The sequence below is a fragment of the Pseudomonas sp. B21-048 genome, assembly GCF_024748615.1.
Lineage (GTDB): Bacteria > Pseudomonadota > Gammaproteobacteria > Pseudomonadales > Pseudomonadaceae > Aquipseudomonas.
Genome location: NZ_CP087168.1, coordinates 632,082 through 653,123, shown reverse-complemented (window position 1 = coordinate 653,123; position 21,042 = coordinate 632,082). Strand labels below are relative to the sequence as shown.

Here is a 21,042-nt window from a genome sequence, read left to right as displayed (position 1 = left end):
TCCCTGTTGGATTAACGCTTGAAACTCAGGCACAAACGTACCCATCAAGTAACTTCAGTTCCTTGAGGGGTACATCGCCCAATTGCTTTTCAAATCACAGACAACAGCTTGTGATCAACCCACCAGGCTGTTTTCCAACTCAGCAGTTGATACCGTTAGAAGTTCACCCAGCGTTGCACTGTCATGCGCACCCTGTCGAGCGATCAGCCTCTGCACCAGTGTCGAAACGGCATAAGGTCGATGCCCTTCAAACCCGAGCAAGACTTCGCCGCGCAAGTTGACATCCGTCGCATACACTTCACGAAAGATCACGCTGTGCCCACTGTCCGGATCAATGATCACCAGGTGTTCCTGAACGATGCTCAGCAACAGCTTTTCAGGGTTATCCAGCTCCCAGATCAACTTGCCGGGAATCGTTTGTGTACTGCCCAGCGAATGTCGGCAGTCGAGGATGACCGATTCGAGTCTCAGCCAGGCAGCCTTTGACAACCGGTAACTCACGGCGCCCTGCCCCATGCGCAAGATCAGGGTCGTGACATCGTCGGGCATCAGCGGTAGAACATCGCCGACCTTCATCTGGCCTTCGATGACCATGACTTCGGCATTTCGCCGGACATAACCGAGTGGTCCCGCATGTCCCATGCCCGGGTAGGCCAACAGCAGTCCATCCTTGTCTTCATGAAGCAATACGTTGGTTTGCTGTTGCGTTCCCAATAGTTCGAAGGACTCCGGAATCGCGGCCTTTGGCACCCGAATTACACGTTCGGTATCGACTACGAACCATGTCAGACTGCCGGCGTCCTCTACCGACAGCAGCGCGGCATGAGGTTGACTGTCTGCCAATTGTTTGAGGCTTTCGTGCGCTCGCCCCTCCTGAGACATGACCCACTCATGGGTGACGCCGGTGATCAATGCCGGTTCTTGATAACGCAGCTCAAGTACCACGCCTTCAAGGGTGGTGCCGCGCAGCCCGGCTCCCGCGACTGTCACCTCGGCAAACTGCCAGGGCGCCCATTCACGCTCGGCGGCAGGTAGCGCATCAGCCCGCAGCAATCGCGAGCCTTCGCCGAATGCAGGTTCCAGCCGCTGCGGATTGATGAACGCCTGACGATAGACTTCGCCGCTCGAAACATCGAATAACCAGGCCGCCTCGCTATCAGGGGTAACGCCGAGCAGGCGCACTTCTTTTCCATGGCCCAGATCAGCCAGCAACAATCGATTGTCGACGTACCAGGCGCACAACCTCGCGTCGCCGCTGAAGTTGCTCAGGCCCATCAGGGCAAAACGCTCGGCTGCGTGTTGCCGGGCAAGCGGTTCCAACGCGGACCACCAGTGCACCCGATCCTTGAACCACGACTCGCCAAGGCCTCCCAGCGCAAGGTATCCCTGGGGGGGCAGGTTGAAGAACAGACCCTCCGACGTCAGCGCCAGGTAGCCACCTTCGACGGCCACGACATTCTCCAGCTTCGCAGGCTGTTGCCATGTATGGGACCACTGCCCTTTGCCCGCCACCAAGGTGCGTTGCTTGCGGCACAACTGCTGCCTGAGCCTGTCGTAGATGACAAACACATCGCTGCCCTCCTCGGGTGAGAGCAGCGTCAAATCAGTCATATTCTTGATCGAATCGGCCCAGCCGCGCCCGCGGTGAATCCACGGGGAGGGACGGATGATCAGGTGGTCACTGTGGCGAACCCAGGCCATGTCCCGCGCGTTCGCTTCGAACTTCCAGCAGACCGAGACAAAGGGGGCCGGTTGCCAGTCGACGGTGACAAAGGTGTTATCGCCAGTGGCAGGTGTAAAGGAGTAATAGTTGCCTAGTACCTGCGACCAGTCGGCCAGTGCGTCGCTGGCACTGAAGACCGATTCCAGTGCCGGATCCATGTCGCGGGTGACCGAACTCAGCAGCAGTTGCCCGTCATGGATCACGTACACCAGCACATCGCTGGTCTGATCTTCGCGAGGGATTTCCTGTACGACGTGAATCACGCCCTGCGCGTCCGCCTCTACGCTCTTGATGGTGGCTCCCATGTCTTTAAGCAGCAACCGATAACGATGACTGAGCAGCCCGGTTACCGCGTCGACTTGCCAAATCACGAAACTCTGCGGTTCGTAGAAATAGGCGTAGCCGCCAGCCACCGCCCCCAACAGTGCTTCATCGGAAGCCAGTACGTCCTCGCTGCGGATGTACAGGAAGCGTTCCTCCTTCGCGTCGTACCAGGCAGTGGTGTGACGGGGTTCACTCGGCCTCTCGAACGGAATCAGATAGTTATGCACCGGCGTATACGGCATCGCTAAACGATGCTCATGAGCCAGCCCCTTGAAATGTTCCTGCAACGTCTGCCGATCCATGCCCGGGGGCACATCCTGCTCGACAAGGTTCATCTGCCGTTTTCCGCGATCAAGCTGGAACAGCTGATTGTTGGTGATCCGGATCAAGACGTCATGAAGACCTCGACCCGTGAACTCCACCTTGACGGTGCCGATCTGCAGGCCCGTAGCCCCTTCCAGAACAACGTCGCTTTCGCTGGCCCACGACGCCTCCAGCACCCATCGCGCGGCAGTGCCGCTGGGTGATTCAAGTGTCAGGCTAACCCCAGGATTGAGCACCAATGCACATTGCTTGCCGGCGCTCTGAATCCGATAGGCGACTTTCCCATGCCATGCCGGGGGCATAACCGGTACCACCAGCAAGCGCTCGACGGCATCGAGCAGCACATTGATCACTGTTGGCCGATAGGCCGGAAACAGGCGATAAAGGATGTACTCACTCGGAAACGAATAGAAGGAAAACAGGAACAGCCATCCGCCGTCCGCTTTCTTTTTCTCCAGACGCCGGGCCGTGTCGAACCCGCTGTCATGGCGCAGCGTTGCGAAGGGCAGCGCCTTGTACTCATAGCGGTAACAGGTTTGTGGTGTGCAGGGCAGCACGATGACCTGCCCGGTGAGCGGCGTGAATTTTATCTGGCCAGGCAGGTTCAGTTCCCGACGAATATTGATCGCCCGCTCGTAATCGTCGTCAAAGGTCGGCACCCCGAAATGATCGCGTAGAGGGTACAGCTTGGGGCTGTCGAGCAGCAGTTGGCCGGCGGTCAGATCCAGCGTCTGGACAATCAGCGATGAACGCGGCACCCACGCGGCCAAAGCGCTGTCGAATCGATAGCCTTGGCGATGAGCCTTCTCGATTTCATCGAAAAACAGCCCGACCTGTTTGGCTTCTTCGGCAATGCAGGCAAAGCCCTGAACCAGCGCCGCCCCCCCCACTGCCAACCCCGCCAGAATCACGGCTGCCCCGCCCAGAAACGCCCCGGCGATGGTGGCGCCGGCAGCGTAAGCGCCCACCGACAACACCAGACTGGCCGAGTCGAAAGCCAGTTGCGTACCGAACTGGGCGCGCTCGACATCGTTTTGCGCAGTCGCCAATTGATAAATGTCGAACCCGACATTCGCCAGCTGCAACAGTCCGCCGGTCGCTTCGCCCACGCTCGGCCCCACAGCCGCTTTGACCACCGGAGCGACGGTACGGGCAATCAGCTTCTCTTCAGCCAGTGCCTGTCGGACCAACCCTACCAAGCCCGCTACATCAACCACGTTGCCATGCACCAGTTGCGCGTAATTGACATAGGCGTGCAACCGGACAGCCAAGGTCAAGGGTCGATCGGGCCCTTCCCGCCCCCTCAACGCGTTCATCAGCGCTTGTATGGCGAAGCCGGCGTTCAAGGTATGGACGCTACCCACATCGGTGGGGTCGACGGGATCGCCCGGGACGGGCGACTTATTGGCCAAGGCTGCAAAACGTTCCGAGAGGTAGTTTTTAATGCGCAAGAGTCGATGGTCATCGGTGATGACTCGTACCACATGCTCAGGGTTTGCAGGGTCGATCAGGCTCATCCGGTATGTCCCGTCCGGCGTGACCTCCAGGGTTTCGAACAACGGCACAAGCTGTGGTGCCAACTGATTCTGCTGCCGGAGGCGGGTTGTCACTTGCTCGATTTGTTGCCCCCACCAATGACCGTCCAGCGCCAGCAGACAACTGCCCAGACGAGCGTTACTCATCAATGATTGTCCGCGAGCACTGGCCAGACGCTGCCTGACCGGGCGTTGTGTCTGTCCCGGCAACGTGCCGGGTTGCAGTAGTTGCGAGACCCGAATTCCGCCAGGCAATGCCACCTCCGACACCCGCGCGCCTTTCAGCTCGATCAGATCGAAGGTCGGATGCTCCGTATCGCCATAGGCTGCGTAGTGTCTGGCCATATTCTGTTCAAGGAAGAACTGTTCCAGTGCCAGTCTGAACTCGGCCGGTTGATCGAACTCGAAAACACCGAAGTTTGGATCGTAAAAATGATAAGTGCTGCGCTCGCCCTCAATGGTTTTGGCCACCAGCATGGCGTGATTGTCGGAGTTGAGCATCAGTGTACTGGTGGCTGTTCTGGCTCGCAGAATGTCCACGACCTGATTCAGGTCCGAGCGCGCCAGCGCGCTGCCCACCTCACTAAGCTGCACACCTCGCAACGCCTCCAGGCTCTGCAGAAAGATCGCTGAATCACTCCCTTGCGGCTCGAAAACCCCCAGATAGAATCGCTCGCGCAGGGTGTTGGCCGCGGCCTTCCCCTCCGACAACGCTGCCGCCATCACCAGGGCCAGTGGATAACAACGTCCGCCCACCGAGTCACCGACGCCCTGCAAGAGTAAATCCTGCGGTACAAGCTTGATGGAGCCCGCTTCAAAACCGTCCAGAACAACACCGACGCGCTCGACCACCTGGTCACGGTATTCAAGTTTCGCCACCTGCTGAATTCTGGCGATGTGCTGGCCCCACTGACGCAAAGTCAGCGGTTGTTCCAGCGCATTTTTCTTCAGGCCCAGAGCAGTTTCGGAATGCACCGGCGGATGATCGGCAGGGCTGGCAAGCCCGGCCAGAAACGCCGGTGCCTGGCGTTGATACAGCGCGTGTTCAATCGCCGCGTAACAGCCCGCGGTCCCCAGTTCGGTGAGGCTGTTGGCCAGGTTATCCAGTTGCGGACGAACCGCGTCGAAGCTGCGATTATCCAATGCCTGCGCACCGGTCAAGGCGCCGAGCAGCAGACGTTGCAAGGGGCTCAACTGGACGACTGCGACTGTGCCCTTGGCAAGTCCAATCAGGAGTTTTTCGAGCGGCAGCTGTTGCGTCTGCGGATCACTCAACGATGCAGGCGGCCGGGCATCGGTACGTTGGGCGAGGATCGATTGGCGATCATCGAAGCTCAGTGGTACAGCCTTGTCAAAAGTCACCGCACCGTTATGGCTACGATTCATCATGCGCATGAACGGTTCACCCAACTCATCGGCCAGATGCTGCAACAAGTCGATGGACAGTACATGGCGCTCCTCGATCAGCGGCCAGCCTTCTTCAAAGTCGATGGTGCGGTATTTGAGTAACTGTGCCAGATCACCCGCGTAGCGGGCTTTGTATCGGCCCTCTTGCCAGCGGCTTTTCTCGTCGCTCAGCCATTGTCCGGTATCACTTTCATTCTCTTTCCAGGAGTGATCCAGCTCCTCCTCGGTCGCCCGGTTGACGGTGGCAATGTCCGGGATGGCAACCTCCGCTCGCCATGCTTCGGCGGTTCGAGGTGTGAAGTGCGTCCTTTCGTAGTCCATCATGCCCTCGCGCATGGCCGCAGGACCGGTCAGATAAATTGTCACCTCGTTCTGGGGGCGGATGCCGTCGCTGTAATAGGTTGCGGCCGCCTGCACCAGAAAAGCCACCGCCAGATGTTCTTCCGGCGACAGTTCGTGCAGAGCACCGAAAACCTGCGTCGCAGCCTTTTGCGCAAGACCACCCATGGCCTCGGCGTCAGTGAAGGCAACGTTTTGCTCATTGGCCAGGCGGGCCGTGGCATCGACGATTTCATAATTGAGCCTGTAACGCTCGAGCACGGCTTTGAGCATCGCTGACCTGGGATGAGCCATCAGGAACGCGTTGCTCAAGGTATTTTGTACGGCGACGGCTCGCAGACCGTCCGGTGGAACCAGCCGTTCTACCGGGGGACGAAAAACGCGGTTCAATTCCGGTTGGCTCTCAGCAAAACGCCCGAGTGCTTCGCGATGCTCCGGCGGGATCTGCTCAAAGTAATTGGTGTACCTACTGCGCAATGCCTGACGGCCGGGCATCCACTCGGGATTGCGGTCGAGCATCAACTGCAGCACACCCAGGCGCGCGTCTGTCTTGAATTCACGGATGTCCACATCGCCCAGTTTTTCTAACAGTGGCGGCAGGTTATCGACATCGGCATAACTGCCGCCTTCGGCAAACAAAGCCTCGACACGCACGACATCGGAGGCCGCCGCAAAATTGCCACGCAGACTGATCTCGCGCTCGTAAATATCCTGCAGATGCAGCGGTGTCTCAGCGACGGCAAGATCGCGCAGCACCAGACCACCTTCGACCAATGCCGAGAGGTTGAGTCGATTACTGCTCCTCAAGGCACTCAGGCGTGCTTCATCCTGGCCGTAGGCTTGAACCAGTAAATCGATTCTGGCGTCATCGGCACTGCCGCCGTTTGTCACAACCTTTGTAATGTGGGCGTGCATTTGCTGCTTCAGAACGATAGCTCGCTCTTCATAGCGGTCGCCCAGGTCAAGCGCATCGGTACTGGTTTGCCCGCCATTGAGCATGGCATCGGCCTTGGCGGCTTCGACTATGAGCCGGTTTGTTTCATAGGCCAGCAACGCGTCGCTGTCGTACCAGAGATTGAGCTGATAGCCCTCTGCGGCCATCACCTGCTTCCAAATGTTGAGGTAGTCGCGCTGAATCGCCCCAACGCCACCCCCAAGCCAGACAAAATGCAGATTTTTCGGCACCTCGGTGGCCGGTAACTTCAGCTGTTCGAGGCCGTTGCGCAGGCGGGCCTCGAATCCTTCTACTTTGTTGTAGATGTCCGTCAAATCGGGAGTCCCGGCGACATCAGGACTCATTGGCTGTTCCGACTCTGTCGCGCGACGGCGCCGGCTATTTCCCTCAAGGGCTCCCAACGCTTGCTTGAGCAAACCCAACGGCTCCAACAGCTGCGGAGAATCCCGCAAACCGACACAGCCGAAGTAATAACGGAACACCGCGTCATAGGGCGCGGTGCCCTTATGCGATATCAAGGCCTGTTCCAGATCCATCAACTTGAACAAATCCGTAAAATTGACGTAGCCATCTACCCACGAGAACGTAGACTTACTCATAAATAACACTTCCATTTATCGTATATAAATAGTCGAGATCGACGCGGCGTAATAACGTTTCCACAAGCTCGTTAATACACTCGAAAAGGAATGACTGCTTCAAGTAAAACAACGGACGGGCCGTCACTCAGAACGGACACCGACGACACCCACACCCTGAGACGTTACATAAAATTTTTAAAATCAACCAACACTAACAAACAGCAAAATAAAATTAACTCGCTACCTGGCACCGTTCAACTCATAAGGAATTCAATTAGTGTCAGAACAAACACCACACCCGAAGTTACAGACTTATTCGCATCGAATTCATTAACTCATGACCCACACGTTAGAACATCGCAAGACCCGGACCCGATAACGACTGCCTGAGCGCGTGTTCCATCGCACATTGAAAAACACAATCATTCGGGTAGAACTTCCTACACACAGGATCAACGTTTCTTTCTGGCAGGCGGCAAAAAACCCACGCAAATAACCGAACAGGCTTACTTGCACAACTACCGAAACAAACTAGAGCTCTCGGGATTCAAACAATGACGGCGGCCCGAGCGGGCCGCCAAGGTTCATCAGAGCGGTTTGCTGCCATACCAGCGCGGCGTGTATACCCAGTCGCCACCCTCGGCACGAGGGAACACGCAGGTGGTGGACGAGCCGATCAGCACCATAGTGCGCATGTCCACTTGCTCCGGCGTGAGCGCACCGAGTGTGGTGACGCGCAGCGTCTGGCCGTGCCGGCCGATGTCACGGCCCAGAACCACCGGGGTTTCAGGCGTACGGTGCTGTGCGACGATTTCCAGAGCTCGGCCCAACTGCCACGGCCGAGAACGGGATATCGGGTTATAGAAAGCCAGCGCCAGATCGGCTTCGGCGGCCAGGTCCAGGCGCTTCTCAATGATCGACCACGGCTTGAGGTTGTCCGACAACGACATCACACAGAAGTCATGCCCCAGCGGCGCACCGGCCTGAGCGGCGGTCGCCAGCGAAGCGGAAACCCCCGGCAGAATCTCCAGGTCGACGCTGTGCCAAGCCGCCTCACTCGACTCGTGCAAGGCTTCCAGCACCGCAGCGGCCATGGCGAACACGCCGGGGTCACCGGACGAAACCACAATCACCGAGCGCCCTTGGGCCGCCAGTTCGAAGGCGTGACGGGCACGCAGCATCTCTTCGCGGTTGTCGGTGCAATGCAACACTTGATCCGGCCGAAACGGGCCGGCCATGCGCACATAGGTTTCATAGCCAAGCACATCCGTGGCTCTGGCCAGTTCGGCCTTCACCGCAGGGACCATCAGTTCGGCAGCACCGGGGCCCAGACCGATCACGGCCAGTCGACCGCGAGGGCGACCGATCTGCGTAATGTCCAGGGGTTGTTCGGCGATCGCCAGCGCCAGGTTCGCGTCGATCGGGATAATCGTCGCACCGGGAACAGCCTCGCGAGCCAACTTGCTGGCATCGCTGGCGGGCGACGCAAAACGCAGCGGCACTCCCAACTCAAGCGCCGCTTCGCGCAACGCCGGGCTGGCCATCTCCGAGACCGGAGCCAGCAAGCACGCCAGCGATTGAACGGCGACTCGCGCCTGACGCAGCGCCGCGCGAATCGCCTGAGGCAAATCCGGCACACTGGCGCTGACCGCCAACAACACACTGCGCGGGTAGATCAACAGCTCATTGGCCGCTGGCGTCCGTTCGGCGCTGCCGACATGGATCGACAAATGCGCCTGAGGATCTTGCGGCAACTGTGCGTGCGCCAACCAGGGCGCAGCGCCTTCGATGCGCACGTGTTCGCCAGCCAGCAAGTCCGAGACGAAGCGCTTGCCCAACTCCAGATCGCCCAAGGCATAGCCGCTGGGTGGATTGAGCAGGCAGGTGCCGAAACGCAATTCACCGCTGGTGGTGATCGCCGCCGCGACGTCGAGGCCAGCAGCAATCTCGCGCGCCATGACATTCACTCCGCCGAGACCGCCGAGCAGTGGCACCACGGCGCTGCCGTCTTCGGCCACCGCCAGAACTGGTGGTTCGGCGCCCTTTTCCAGCAGCAACGGCGCAAGGGTGCGGATCACAATCCCGGCGGCGCACAGCGCGATGATCGGCGTGTCCTGTTGATAAAGTTCGCGCAGGGTCGCACCGAACTCGTGATAAACCCGGTCTGCGCCTTCGACCCGTTCGGCCAATCCATGAATCAATGCGCCCGGATACACCTGCTGAATCTTGCGTGCGGTCGCGAGGCTGCCATTGCCGAGAATGACAATCGCCGGAGCGGGATGGGCCATCAGCCTTGCCACCTTTCGCCGGGAACGATGATCAGCGAGAAATACGGCGAGGACATCGGCTCGACCTGGTCCAGCGGCACGATTTTCTGATTGGCCATGGTCGCGCGCTCGACGTACAGCGCACGCTCAGCCAGACCGAGTTCTTCGAGCACCTGGCGAACCTTGTGAAAGTTGCGTCCCAGTTTCATGATCACCGCGGCATCGGCATCGGCCAGTCGCCGCTTGAGGTCTTCGTGCGGCAACACACCCGACAACACCGACAGGCTCTGATTGCGATACACCAGCGGTGCGCCGAGTACCGACGCACCGCCGAGCATCGAGCAGACGCCCGGCACCACTTCGGCTTCATAGCGTTCGGCCAGACGATCGTGCAGGTACATGTAAGAGCCGTAGAAGAACGGATCGCCTTCGCAGATCACCGCCACGTCACGGCCGGCGTCCAGATGCGCGGCGAGTTGTTCGCCAGCCGCATCGTAGAAATCGCTGATCACTTGTTCGTACGACAACGGTGCCGGCAACGCTTCAGTGGTCACCGGGTAGATTAGCGGCAGCAGGGTTTGCGCGTCCTGCAGGTGCGCTTCGATGATGCCGAAGGCGTTGCCCTTCTTGCCCTTGGCGACGAAATACGCCACCACCGGCGATTCGCGCAACAGGCGCAAGGCTTTGACGGTAATCAGTTCCGGATCACCGGGGCCGACGCCCAGGCCAATCAAACGTCCAGGTTGCTGCATCATTCAATCTCCGTGGCGAGGGCGTTGACGGCGGCGGCGGCCATGGCACTACCGCCCAGCCGGCCTTGCATGATGACAAAGGGCACGCCACGGCTGTCCGCCGCGAGCATCGCCTTGGATTCGGCGGCGCCGACGAAACCCACCGGAAAGCCGAGGATCAGCGCCGGTTTTGGCGCGCCGGCGTCGAGCATTTCCAGCAGATAAAACAACGCGGTCGGCGCATTGCCGATCACCACCACGCTGCCTTCCAGGTGCGGGCGCCACAGTTCCAGCGCGGCGGCGGAGCGGGTGTTGCCCAAATCCCGGGCCAGGTCAGGAACGCTTTCATCGCGCAGGGTGCAGATGACTTCGTTGTTCGCGGGCAAACGCGTACGGGTCACGCCTTCGCTGACCATCCGCGCATCACACAGAATCGGCGCACCGGCGGCCAGCGCATCACGTCCGGCCTTGCCCGCGCCTTCGGAAAATTGCAGACCGTCGATGGCCTCGACCATGCCGCAGGCGTGGATCACCCGTACCGCGAGTTTCTCCAGATCGGCCGGGATGCGCGCAAGGTTGGCCTCGGCGCGAATGATCGCGAAGGAGTTGCGATAGATCTCCTGACCGTCGCGGATGTAATCAAGCATCAAGGGAGCTCCGTGAGCGGGCGTCGAGCAAGGCCGCGACCGCTTCAATAGTAAGATTGCGTGCGTGCAGCGCGCCGAAACCCGGCTGCGCTGCGTCGCGAAAATAGAGGTCGTAGTGACCGGGTGAGACGGCCAGCAAGGTCACTGGCGTGATGTGCGCCGCCGCGCAGGAACGCGCGCAACCCGACAGATGCACATTCAGGATTGGGCCGTGACGTTGCAGCAACGCCGCCAATTGCAGGGCATCACCCTTGGTGTCGGACAGGCCTTTGCCGCAACCCGCCGAACCGGTGCAGGCGATCAGATGCGCCAAGGCGTCGTCTGCCGAACAGCGCAGGCGCAAATTTTCCAGGCTGTGGATAACTTCAGCGGCATCGCGTTCGTGGATATCGGGCAACAGCAGGCTTTGCCAAGGTGTGAAACGCAGGCTGCCGTCACCTCGTTCGCGGGCCAGTTGTGCGGCGCCCCGCAGCATGGCGGGATCGAGCCGGCCCAGAGATGGCGTCGCGCCGACATAGACACGGCCGGTTTCACGCTGAGGATGAGCGCCAATGTGTAGAACGCTCGAGTTCGTAACGCGCGGCCCGCTCACGATGGACAGCAGCGGCACACGTTCGGCCACTTGAGCGACAAACCCGGCAACCGGGTATTCGGCCAGCAGATGACGCATGCGCGTCTGGTCGGGACGCGCCAGATCGAGGAATAACTCAAGCACCGCGATCACCAACGAATGCCCGTCCTCCAGTCGCACCGCGCCCGACGGAGTCTGCGTCGGGCAACCCGCCAGACCGAAGGCCAGCACGCACTCACCCTCTTGCTCAACGGCGCTCAACCACAGGTCGTGAGGATGCTCAAGCATTGCCAGGCCTTCGCCGCCATCGAGTTGCACGGCAAATTTGGCGCTCAACTGGTGAAAACGCTCATGGCTTTGCAGGCTGGTGAGGATCTGTTCGGCCAGCGGGCGCGTATCGAGCAACATCTGCCGATCAATCCCGGCGCTCGGGCTGAGCATCAGGTTGCGCACATCGTCACCCGCCGCGGTACGCGGGCCCAATCCTGCGGCGAGCAGGCTGTCGATCAAGGCCGTCTGTTCGCTGCCAATCCCGCGAATCTGCAGGTTGGCCCGGTTGGTCGCCTCGATCACGCCCCCGGCAAACCGTTCGGCCGCGCTGGCCACCGCTTCCGCCTGGGCGGCGCTGATCGAACCGCCGTTCAATTTGATCCGACAAATGCCGCCATCCAGCGCCTGGACGATACGCAGCAACCCCGGGCAGGCCGAGGGGCGTAAGGCGGAGGACATCGGGCGTTCGTTCAAAGGGGCGACCGGCTGTGTGGGAAAGGCGCTTCGCGGGCGAAGGCGCGGTATTATGCCTGCTTTGTTCGACGGCATGAAAAGCCTGCCCGTCGGAACAGTCCGTTTGCGGACTTTTTTTGAGGACGGCAGATGTCACCCTGGCTGACAGTAGTAGGTATCGGTGAAGACGGCTTCAAGGGCCTGGGCAAGAACGCTCGACGGGCTCTGCTGGGCGCCTCGCGGATCATTGGCGGTCAGCGACAACTGGATTTGCTGCCGGTGTGCATTCGCGGCGAGCGCCAGCTCTGGCCCAGCCCGTTTTCCCTTGAACCATTGCTGGCACTGCGTGGCGAGCCGGTTTGTGTGCTCGCCAGCGGCGACCCGATGTTCTTTGGCGTGGGTGCCAGTCTCGCGCGACAAGTGCCCGCCGAGCAGATGCTGATTCTGCCGGCGCCCTCTTCTTGCTCCCTCGCGGCCGCGCGAATGGGCTGGCCGTTGCAGGACGTGGTGACGCTTTCAGTAGTCGCCCGCCCCGTCACCGCGCTCAACGCCCATGTGTTCAGTGGTGTGCGCTTGCTGGTGTTGAGCAACGACGGCCAGAGTCCGGCGGCCATCGCGGCGTTGCTGCGCGAGCGCGGTTTCGGGCCGAGTCGCCTCACCGTGCTGGAACATCTGGGCGGTGAAGCCGAACGACGCATCGAGGGTGTCGCCAACGACTGGAGCGAGCCGGAGATCGCCGACCTGAACCTGATCGCCATCGAATGCATCGCTGAACCGAACACGCCGCGCCTGTCACGCCTCGCCGGGTTGCCAGACTCTGCCTTCAAGCACGACGGCCAACTGACCAAGCGCGATGTGCGCGCCATCACCCTTGCACGCCTCGCCCCGGTTCCCGGCGAACTGCTGTGGGACGTCGGCGCCGGCAGCGGTTCGATCGGCATTGAATGGATGCGCGCTCACCCGAGCTGCCGGGCGCTGGCCATCGAAGCGGATGAAGGACGGCAGTTATTGATTGAACACAACCGCGATGCCTTGGGCGTCCCCGGTCTGCAATTGATTCGCGGCAGCGCGCCGCAAGCCTTGGATGGGCTAGAACGTCCGGACGCAATTTTCATCGGTGGCGGCGTCACCCGCGAAGGCGTGCTCGATACATGCTGGGCGCAACTCAAACCCGGCGGCAGACTGATCGCCAACGCCGTCACACTGCAAAGCGAAGTGACCCTGATGGCCTGGCGCGAACGGCATGGCGGTGAACTGACCCGAATTCATGTCGCTCAGGCGCAACCGCTGGGCGAGTTCGACACCTGGCGTCAGGCGCTGCCGATTACCTTGCTGGACGTGACGAAACCCCTCGATGCGTGACGAAACCGCCGAACAACCCGCACCGCTGCGCAGCGGCCTGACCACTGGCAGCTGCGCCACCGCCACCAGCCTCGCGGCGGCACGCCTGCTGCTCAGTGGCGTGGAAGCAGACGCCGTCGAGATCATTCTGCCCAAAGGCAAACGAGTGCAGATGCGCCTGGAATTCTGTCGGTTGATGAACGACGGCGCCGAAGCCGGAACGATCAAGGACGCCGGCGACGACCCGGACGTGACCCACGGTGCCCTGCTCTTTTCCCAGGTGCGCCTGCACAGCGAACCAGGCATTCGCTTCAGCGCCGGCCGTGGCGTGGGCACCGTCACTCGCCCCGGGCTGGTACTGAACGTCGGCGAACCGGCAATCAACCCGGTGCCGCGCAAAATGATCAGCGAGCACCTGACGCTGCTGGCCGAGGAGCTGGATTACCCGGGCGGCTTCGAAGTCACGGTAAACGTCGAGGACGGCGAAGCCCTGGCGCTGAAAACCATGAACCCGCGACTGGGGATTCTCGGCGGCTTGTCGATCCTTGGCACCAGCGGCATCGTCCGGCCATTCTCCTGCGCGGCCTACATCGCCTCGATCCATCAAGGCATCGACGTCGCCAAAACCAACGGATACCTGCACATCGCCGCCTGCACTGGCAACGCCAGCGAAGACACCATGCGCCGAGTCTATGACTTGCCGGAAATCGCCCTGATCGAAATGGGCGACTTCGTCGGCGCGGTGCTCAAACATTTGCGCAAAGTGCCTGTGGATAAACTCAGCCTGTGCGGCGGCTTCGGCAAGATCAGCAAACTGGCGGCCGGGCACATGGATTTGCACAGTCGGCATTCAAGCATCGACCTGCCGCAACTGGCCGAATGGGCCGCGGCGGTCGGTGCCGATGCGGCGCTGCAACAGGCGATCCGCGAAGCCAATACCAGTCAGCAGGCGTTGGCCATGGCCAGCGCTGCCGGGATCGCGCTCGGCGACGCGGTGTGTCAGCACGCTCTGGACTTTGCCCGCAACGTGGTGCCGGCGCAGGTTCAGGTCGAAGTATTCGCCATCGATCGCCAGGGCGGGATTGTCGGCCATGCAGGAGTTTTTCAATGAAGCGCGTGTTGTTGCTCGGTGGCGTCACAGAAGCATTGGCCATCGCCCGAACCCTGGGGCCGGAACACATCTATAGCCTGGCCGGTGTCGGTCGTGTGCCGACGGATCTGAACTGCCAGGTTCGGGTTGGCGGCTATGGCGGCGCTGAAGGTCTGGCGCAATTCATTCGGGATGAAGGCATTGATCTACTGCTGGATGCGACCCATCCCTACGCGGCCCAAATCAGCCAGAACGCCGCCACCGCCGCGAAGTTGAGCAGCATTGCGTGCTGGGCCCTGCGGCGTCCGGCCTGGCAACCACAAGCTGGGGATGACTGGCGTGAAGTCAGCGACTGGGACGAACTGATCGAAGCACTGAAACCCTTCCGCCGACCGCTGTTCACCCTCGGACGCGAACCGCTGCAGCACTTGCACGAAATACCGCCGGAGCAATTCTGGACATTGCGTGCGCTGGATGTTTATCCCGGGAATGAGCGCTGCGAAGTGATCGGCGCGCGTGGGCCGTTTCTGATCGAGGATGAACGCGAGCTGTTCGAGCGACGGCAGATCGACGTGCTGATCAGCAAAAACAGCGGCAGCACTGCCACCGAGCCGAAACTTGAAGTGGCACGGGAGCGTGGAGTGCCGGTGCTGGTGTTGAAGCGGCCGGTGTTGCCGGGGGTTGAGCGGGAGTTTGGGGCGGTGACTGAGGTTATAGCGGCCCTTACGCAAAACCCGTAGCAGCAGCGAAGCCTGCGTTCGGCAGCTGCTACAGAGAATATGCAACGCCCTACATATCCGTCGGACCTCACGCACAACATTATCCAAATCGGCTGACTTGTGGGCTCATAACCCCATCCCTATATTTCGGAACTCCACGAATGTAGCGAGGAGTGCCGAATGACTGAAAAATTTACACGCTTCGATATCACTGAGTTTCTCCTGGCACCTGCCGACATGTGGAACTTCATCAAGGCCTGCGAAGAGGAAGACCCGGGCGATGGGAGTTTCAATCGTGTGGCGCTCAGAGATGTCAAACACACAATCCGGGCAAAAATCCAAATCGATCCTCAATTCGCTCAGGCATTAAGAATCGAAGTCGCTACACTCTTTCAAAACGGCGAGGCTGAGCTCGCACGTCGGCTGCTCGACATGCTGACTGACGCACTGCGACACCACACCGCACGCGGCCTTTTTACTTATCGCCCCTGATCAGGCTAAATAGCCGCGCCTGATTGCTCACTCAACCGGATCTACCCTCATGTCCCGACAACGGCTCGCATTTGCCTGGATCGCCTGCTTTGCAGTGCTGTTCAACATGCTCGCCATGCCGATGTCCGGAGCGATGGCGCAGACGGCGAAATCGCCTGCAGAGCAATTGTTGTGGGGCAGTTTCTGCTCTTCCAACGGCACCAAGCTGGTGGCGATTTCCCTGGGCGACATCGAGCAGAAAGCTCCGCAGAGCGACGATCATTCCAACATGCAGCATTGCTGGTGCTGCTCGGGTTCCGCGCCATTGGTGGCGTTGCCGGGGCATGCGCAGCAGTTGTATTTCGCGCGTTTTGAGGCCAATCGAAGCCTGCCGCCTGCCACGCTCGACACACCAACACCGCGCCAGCAATGGCCGAGTCTCAACCCCCGCGCATCCCCTCTGGTGTGATTCCTTCTCGCAATTGACCTGCGTTTTGAATCGTTCTGGAGAACTGCCATGTTGAACAAACTCATCGTTCTGGCTGTGTTGCTGCTGCCTGCCTGTTTTGCCAATGCTCACGAATACAAGGCTGGCGAGCTTGAGATCGCCCATCCGTGGTCGCAAGAGTTGCCGCCTAACGCGCCGACCGTCGCGGCGTATTTCGTGATTCACAACAGCGGCAAAACCGCCGACCGACTGCTGAGCGTCGACTCGCCAATTTCAGGAAAGGCCGAGTTGCACGAGCACGTGAAGCAAAACGATTTGATGAAAATGCAGCAAGTGCCCAGCGTCGAGATTCCGGCGGGCGGCGAAGCCACGTTTGCACCGATGGCGTATCACGTGATGCTGCTGGAGCTCAAAGACCGCAGCCTGTTGAGTGACGGCAAGCGCTTCCCGCTGACAATGCATTTCGAGAAGGCCGGCGATGTGACGGTCGACGTCGCGGTGCAGAAAAAGGCGCCGGACGGCATGCAAGAGCACATGCACGCCCATTAATCGCCCACGTTGAAAACGCCCATGCGTAGGCCGTCCGTGTCCCGCCGTCAGTCATTGAGCCTGACGCGCGGCAGCTGGATCAGCCTGTTCGCCATGCTGATGATTTTTATCGGTCCGCTGATTTCTCAGTCGATGCCGATGGATTCGCGCGCGGCTATGTCTGCGAGCATGTTGATGGACATGGGCACGGACATGTCGACGATGGGGCACGCCGACCACGGCGCGCAACCCGCCGCCGAGCACTGCCCGCCCAAAGCCGACCATCACGCACTCTGGGAAAAATGCAGCTATTGCAGCCTGCTGTTCAATTGCCCGGCGCTCACTGGCGGTCTGTCCTTCGTCGCCTTCGACAGCCCACCGACAACCACTTTCAGCACTCCCGCCACCCGCCTGGGCCACGCCCGGCAAACCTTCTTCCCCGGTGCCCGCACCCGCGCCCCGCCCATCGTCGCGTAAACACCCACTTCCGATCTCATACGGTTTAGAAGACAGCCGCAGGCTGCCGGCCGTGTCGTTTACGACTGTTCGATGGAAATTGTCATGTCCAGGTTTTCTGCTGACACACGTTTGGGCGCTGCCCAGGCTTCTTTTGCCCTGAACGAATCTCGCGTTCGTTTCAGGCACGCCACCGCCGTTCTTTGCGGCTTGTTGCTGACTCCGCTGGTGCTGGCCGATGAACACGCCGACCACACCGAAGAGCTGAGCCCGACGGTGATCACCGCCATCGCGCCGAGTTCGCCGCTGACCATCGTCACCAACCCCAAGGACCCGCGCCAACCGGTGCCGGCCAGCGATGGTGGCGATTATCTGAAGACCATCCCCGGCTTCGCGCTGGTACGCAACGGCGGCACCAACGGCGATCCGGTGCTGCGCGGCATGTTCGGCTCGCGACTGAATATCCTCACCAACGGCAGCATGATGCTCGGCGCCTGCCCCGGCCGCATGGACGCGCCGACTTCGTACATTTCACCGGAAACCTACAACAAACTCACCGTGATCAAAGGCCCGCAAACCGTGCTCTGGGGACCCGGGGCATCGGCCGGCACCGTCCTGTTCGACCGTGAGCCGGAAAGCTTCGGCGAACTCGGCACCCGGGTGAACGCCAGCGTGCTGGCCGGTTCCAACGGCCGTTTCGACAAAGTAGTGGACGCCGCTGCTGGTGGGCCACTGGGTTACGTGCGAGTGATCGGCAACACCGCGCATTCCGACGATTACAAGGACGGCAACAACGACACCGTGCCCTCGCGCTATGACAAGTGGAACGGTGACGTCGCTGTCGGCTGGACCCCGAGCGCCGACACGCTGCTGGAACTGACCGCAGGCAAGGGCGACGGCGAAGCCCGTTACGCCGGGCGCGGCATGGACGGTTCGCAGTTCCTGCGCGAAAGCCTGGGCCTGCGCTTCGAGCAGTCGAACATCGGTGAGGTGCTGGATAAGGTCGAGGCGCAGGTCTACTACAACTACGCCGACCACGTGATGGACAACTACACCCTGCGCACGCCGTCCGGCACCGGGATGATGGCTGGCCCCATGGCCTCCAACGTCGACCGCCGAACCCTCGGCGCGCGGATCAAAGCCACCTGGCGCTGGGCCGATGTGCAGTTGATCAGTGGTATCGACACGCAGACCAACGAGCATCGCGAACGCAGTGCGATGGGCGTCGACACCTACAAAAACCTGCCGTACACCAAGGACGCCGACTTCCACAATTACGGCGTGTTCAGCGAACTGACCTGGTACGCCGCCGAACGTGATCGGGTGATTACCGGTGCCCGAGTGGACCGCGCTTCAGCCAAGGATTATCGGCAAACCACCGGTTCCGGGATGATGGCCAGCCCGAATCCGACGGCCGACGACACTCGCGCCGACACCTTGCCCAGCGGTTTCGTCCGTTACGAGCATGACCTGGCTGACAGCCCGACCACGCTGTATGCGGGCCTCGGTCACTCCCAACGTTTCCCGGATTACTGGGAACTGTTTTCACCCGACTCAGGTCCCGCCGGTTCGGTGAATGCGTTCGATTCGATCAAGCCTGAGAAAACCACCCAACTCGACTTCGGCCTGCAATACAAGACCGAAGACCTCGAAGCCTGGGCCTCGGGTTACGTCGGGCAAGTGCGTGACTACATCCTGTTCAACTACACGCCGGGGATGACGGGCATGACCTCGCAAGCCGAAAACATCGATGCGCGAATCATGGGCGGCGAACTCGGTGCAGCCTACAAACTGACGGCCAACTGGAAGGCCGACGCGACCCTGGCCTACGCCTGGGGCAAGAACAGCAGCGACGGCAGCGCGCTGCCGCAGATGCCACCGCTGGATGCACGTTTCGGCCTGACCTACAGCGAAGACAACTGGAGCGCGGGTGCCTTGTGGCGGGTGGTTGCGGCGCAGAACCGCATCGACCAGAACAAGGGCAATGTGGTCGGCAAGGACTTCGACACGAGCTCGGGCTTTGGCGTGTTTTCGCTCAACGGCGCGTACCGGATCAACAAGAACTGGAAGATCAGCAGCGGCGTCGACAATTTGTTTGGCAAGGCTTACGCCGAACACTTGAACCTGGCCGGCAACGCCGGTTTCGGCTTCCCGGCCAATGATCCGCAAGCCATCAACGAACCGGGGCGCACGCTCTGGACCAAGGTTGATATGAGCTTCTAACAAGAAAAGTCAAAAGATCGCAGCCTTCGGCAGCCCCTACATGGGCCAAGGATGCCGCCGCAATTGCGGGTGTACACACATCCCGTAGGAGCTGCCGGAGGCTGCGATCTTTTCCAGACAATTGAATCGCCTAGCGGAGCACTCTAAATGCAACACCCCAAACCGAATTTCTACAACCTGGCCTGGCGCTGGCATTTCTATGCCGGCCTGTTCGTCGCGCCATTCATGGTGATGCTGGCCCTGACCGGCATCATCTACCTGTTCAAACCGCAACTCGATCCGTTGATGTACGGCAGCCTGCTGAACGTCCCGGTCGCCCATCACAGCATCTCGGCCGACGACCTGCTCAAACGGGTGAAAGAGGCGTATCCACAAGGCCGGATCAAACAGTATTTGCCGCCGGCGAACGCCGAACGCAGCGCGCAATTTGTGGTGATCAATGAAGGTCACGAACTGAACGTGTTCATCGATCCGTACCACGGTGACATCCTTGGCGAGCAAGACGCCAAGAAAAATCTGCAAGCGATTGCGCGCTCGATTCACGGCGAGTTAATGATCGGCACCGTCGGTGATCGACTGGTGGAACTGGCCGCCAGTTGGGGCATCGTGCTGGTGGTTTCAGGGGTATTTTTGTGGTGGCCGCGCGGTCAGTCCGCCGGGACTCTCTGGCCACGCTTGAACAGTCGTGGCCGAGTGCTCTGGCGTGACCTGCACGCGGTAACCGGGTTCTGGGGCGCGGCATTGCTGCTGGTGATGCTGCTCAGCGGCATGACCTGGACCGGTTTTTGGGGCAAGCAATACGCTGACCTCTGGAACCGCTTCCCGGTAGCCATGTGGAATGACGTGCCAAAGTCCGACGTCGAGGCCCGCAGCCTCAACAGCGCCACGCGCCAGACCGTGCCGTGGGCCATGGAAAACACACCGATGCCGATGTCCGGCGACCACGCCGAACACATGGCTCACGCCAGCACGCAAGCGGGTCCGGCAGCGCCAACCATCAGCCTGCAAGACGTGCAAAACATCGCCGTGCAGCGCAAGGTCGAGCCCGGCTACAGCATCACCGTCCCCACCACAGACACCGGCGTGTTCACCATCGCCGTGTTCGCCGACGACCCGCGCAACGACGCCACCCTGCATGTCGACCAGTACACCGGCGACGTCCTCGCCGATGTGCGCTGGCAGCATTACAGCAACGTCGCCCGGGCCACGGAAGTCGGCGTGATGCTGCACGAAGGCAAGATGTTCGGCCCGTTCAATCAGATCATGGTGCTGCTGATTTGCCTGACGATTTTGCTCAGCGCGGTCAGCGGTGTGGTGATCTGGTGGAAGCGTCGGCCACAGGGCAAGTTCGGTGTGCCGCCGTTGCGGCATAACCTGCCGAAATGGAAAATCGCAATGGTTATCATGCTCGGGCTGGCGGTGATGTTTCCGTTGGTGGGGGCTTCGTTGATTGTCGTGTGGGTAGTGGATCGGGTGCTGCTATCGCGGTTCAATCGGCAAGCTGAATCGGCCTCACCTTCATCATGAAACAGGCGAGATGCGCGGGATAGAGGGATCTGTAGACTTCTGGCGCTTATCTCCCGGTCATTTTAAGTGTTACTGTATAACTCTAATGTACCGCCTTGCCCGCAGCCGGATG

Annotated in this window: 14 protein-coding genes; 9 read left to right on the top strand and 5 right to left on the bottom strand. The window is 60.6% G+C overall.

The window, feature by feature from the left end:
* Window positions 1–114: 114 nt before the first annotated feature.
* From LOY56_RS02910 to cobG, 5 genes are all read right to left on the bottom strand, one after another.
* Complete coding sequence (locus LOY56_RS02910) at window positions 115–7,206, bottom strand: TcdA/TcdB pore-forming domain-containing protein (RefSeq protein ID WP_258619697.1); 7,092 nt, start codon at window positions 7,204–7,206, stop codon at window positions 115–117.
* Between the two features lie 569 nt (window positions 7,207–7,775).
* On the bottom strand, window positions 7,776–9,476 hold the full coding sequence (cobJ, locus tag LOY56_RS02905; protein WP_258619696.1) for a precorrin-3B C(17)-methyltransferase: 1,701 nt from the start codon (window positions 9,474–9,476) through the stop codon (window positions 7,776–7,778).
* Window positions 9,476–10,207, bottom strand: coding sequence for a precorrin-2 C(20)-methyltransferase (locus tag LOY56_RS02900; RefSeq protein WP_258622560.1), 732 nt, complete (start codon window positions 10,205–10,207; stop codon window positions 9,476–9,478). Before LOY56_RS02900 ends, cobJ begins: the two co-directional genes overlap by 1 nt.
* Window positions 10,207–10,833 (bottom strand): precorrin-8X methylmutase, encoded by a 627-nt coding sequence (locus LOY56_RS02895; protein WP_258619694.1) that lies wholly within the window; start codon window positions 10,831–10,833, stop codon window positions 10,207–10,209. The genes LOY56_RS02900 and LOY56_RS02895 overlap by 1 nt, the downstream gene beginning before the upstream one ends.
* The gene (gene cobG / locus LOY56_RS02890; RefSeq protein WP_309474874.1) at window positions 10,826–12,133 is read right to left on the bottom strand and encodes a precorrin-3B synthase; all 1,308 of its coding nucleotides are present in this window, start codon (window positions 12,131–12,133) and stop codon (window positions 10,826–10,828) included. Before cobG ends, LOY56_RS02895 begins: the two co-directional genes overlap by 8 nt.
* 144 nt (window positions 12,134–12,277) lie before the next feature.
* Between cobG and cbiE the strand changes: the two genes are divergently transcribed.
* The 9 genes from cbiE (at window position 12,278) to LOY56_RS02845 (ending at window position 20,930) form a co-directional block, all read left to right on the top strand.
* Window positions 12,278–13,489, top strand: a complete 1,212-nt coding sequence (gene cbiE, locus LOY56_RS02885) for a precorrin-6y C5,15-methyltransferase (decarboxylating) subunit CbiE (protein WP_258619685.1) — start codon at window positions 12,278–12,280, stop codon at window positions 13,487–13,489.
* Window positions 13,482–14,579 (top strand): cobalt-precorrin-5B (C(1))-methyltransferase, encoded by a 1,098-nt coding sequence (locus LOY56_RS02880; protein WP_258619684.1) that lies wholly within the window; start codon window positions 13,482–13,484, stop codon window positions 14,577–14,579. Before cbiE ends, LOY56_RS02880 begins: the two co-directional genes overlap by 8 nt.
* Window positions 14,576–15,298, top strand: a complete 723-nt coding sequence (locus LOY56_RS02875; RefSeq protein WP_258619683.1) for a cobalt-precorrin-6A reductase — start codon at window positions 14,576–14,578, stop codon at window positions 15,296–15,298. Before LOY56_RS02880 ends, LOY56_RS02875 begins: the two co-directional genes overlap by 4 nt.
* A 159-nt stretch (window positions 15,299–15,457) precedes the next feature.
* Complete coding sequence (locus LOY56_RS02870; RefSeq protein ID WP_258619682.1) at window positions 15,458–15,769, top strand: hypothetical protein; 312 nt, start codon at window positions 15,458–15,460, stop codon at window positions 15,767–15,769.
* 49 nt (window positions 15,770–15,818) lie between these two features.
* Window positions 15,819–16,217: a DUF2946 domain-containing protein gene (locus LOY56_RS02865; RefSeq protein ID WP_258619681.1), complete on the top strand. Its 399-nt coding sequence runs from the start codon at window positions 15,819–15,821 to the stop codon at window positions 16,215–16,217.
* Window positions 16,218–16,265: 48 nt separating this feature from the next.
* Window positions 16,266–16,745 carry a copper chaperone PCu(A)C gene (locus tag LOY56_RS02860; RefSeq protein ID WP_258619679.1) on the top strand — a complete coding sequence of 160 codons (480 nt, stop codon included), beginning with the start codon at window positions 16,266–16,268 and terminating at the stop codon, window positions 16,743–16,745.
* 21 nt (window positions 16,746–16,766) lie between these two features.
* Window positions 16,767–17,201 carry a DUF2946 domain-containing protein gene (locus LOY56_RS02855; protein WP_258619677.1) on the top strand — a complete coding sequence of 145 codons (435 nt, stop codon included), beginning with the start codon at window positions 16,767–16,769 and terminating at the stop codon, window positions 17,199–17,201.
* An 84-nt stretch (window positions 17,202–17,285) separates the two neighbouring features.
* Window positions 17,286–19,403, top strand: a complete 2,118-nt coding sequence (locus LOY56_RS02850; protein ID WP_258619675.1) for a TonB-dependent copper receptor — start codon at window positions 17,286–17,288, stop codon at window positions 19,401–19,403.
* Between the two features lie 147 nt (window positions 19,404–19,550).
* A complete protein-coding gene (locus LOY56_RS02845) occupies window positions 19,551–20,930 on the top strand; it encodes a PepSY domain-containing protein (protein WP_258619669.1) in 1,380 nt (459 codons plus the stop codon).
* The last annotated feature ends 112 nt before the right edge of the window (window positions 20,931–21,042 follow it).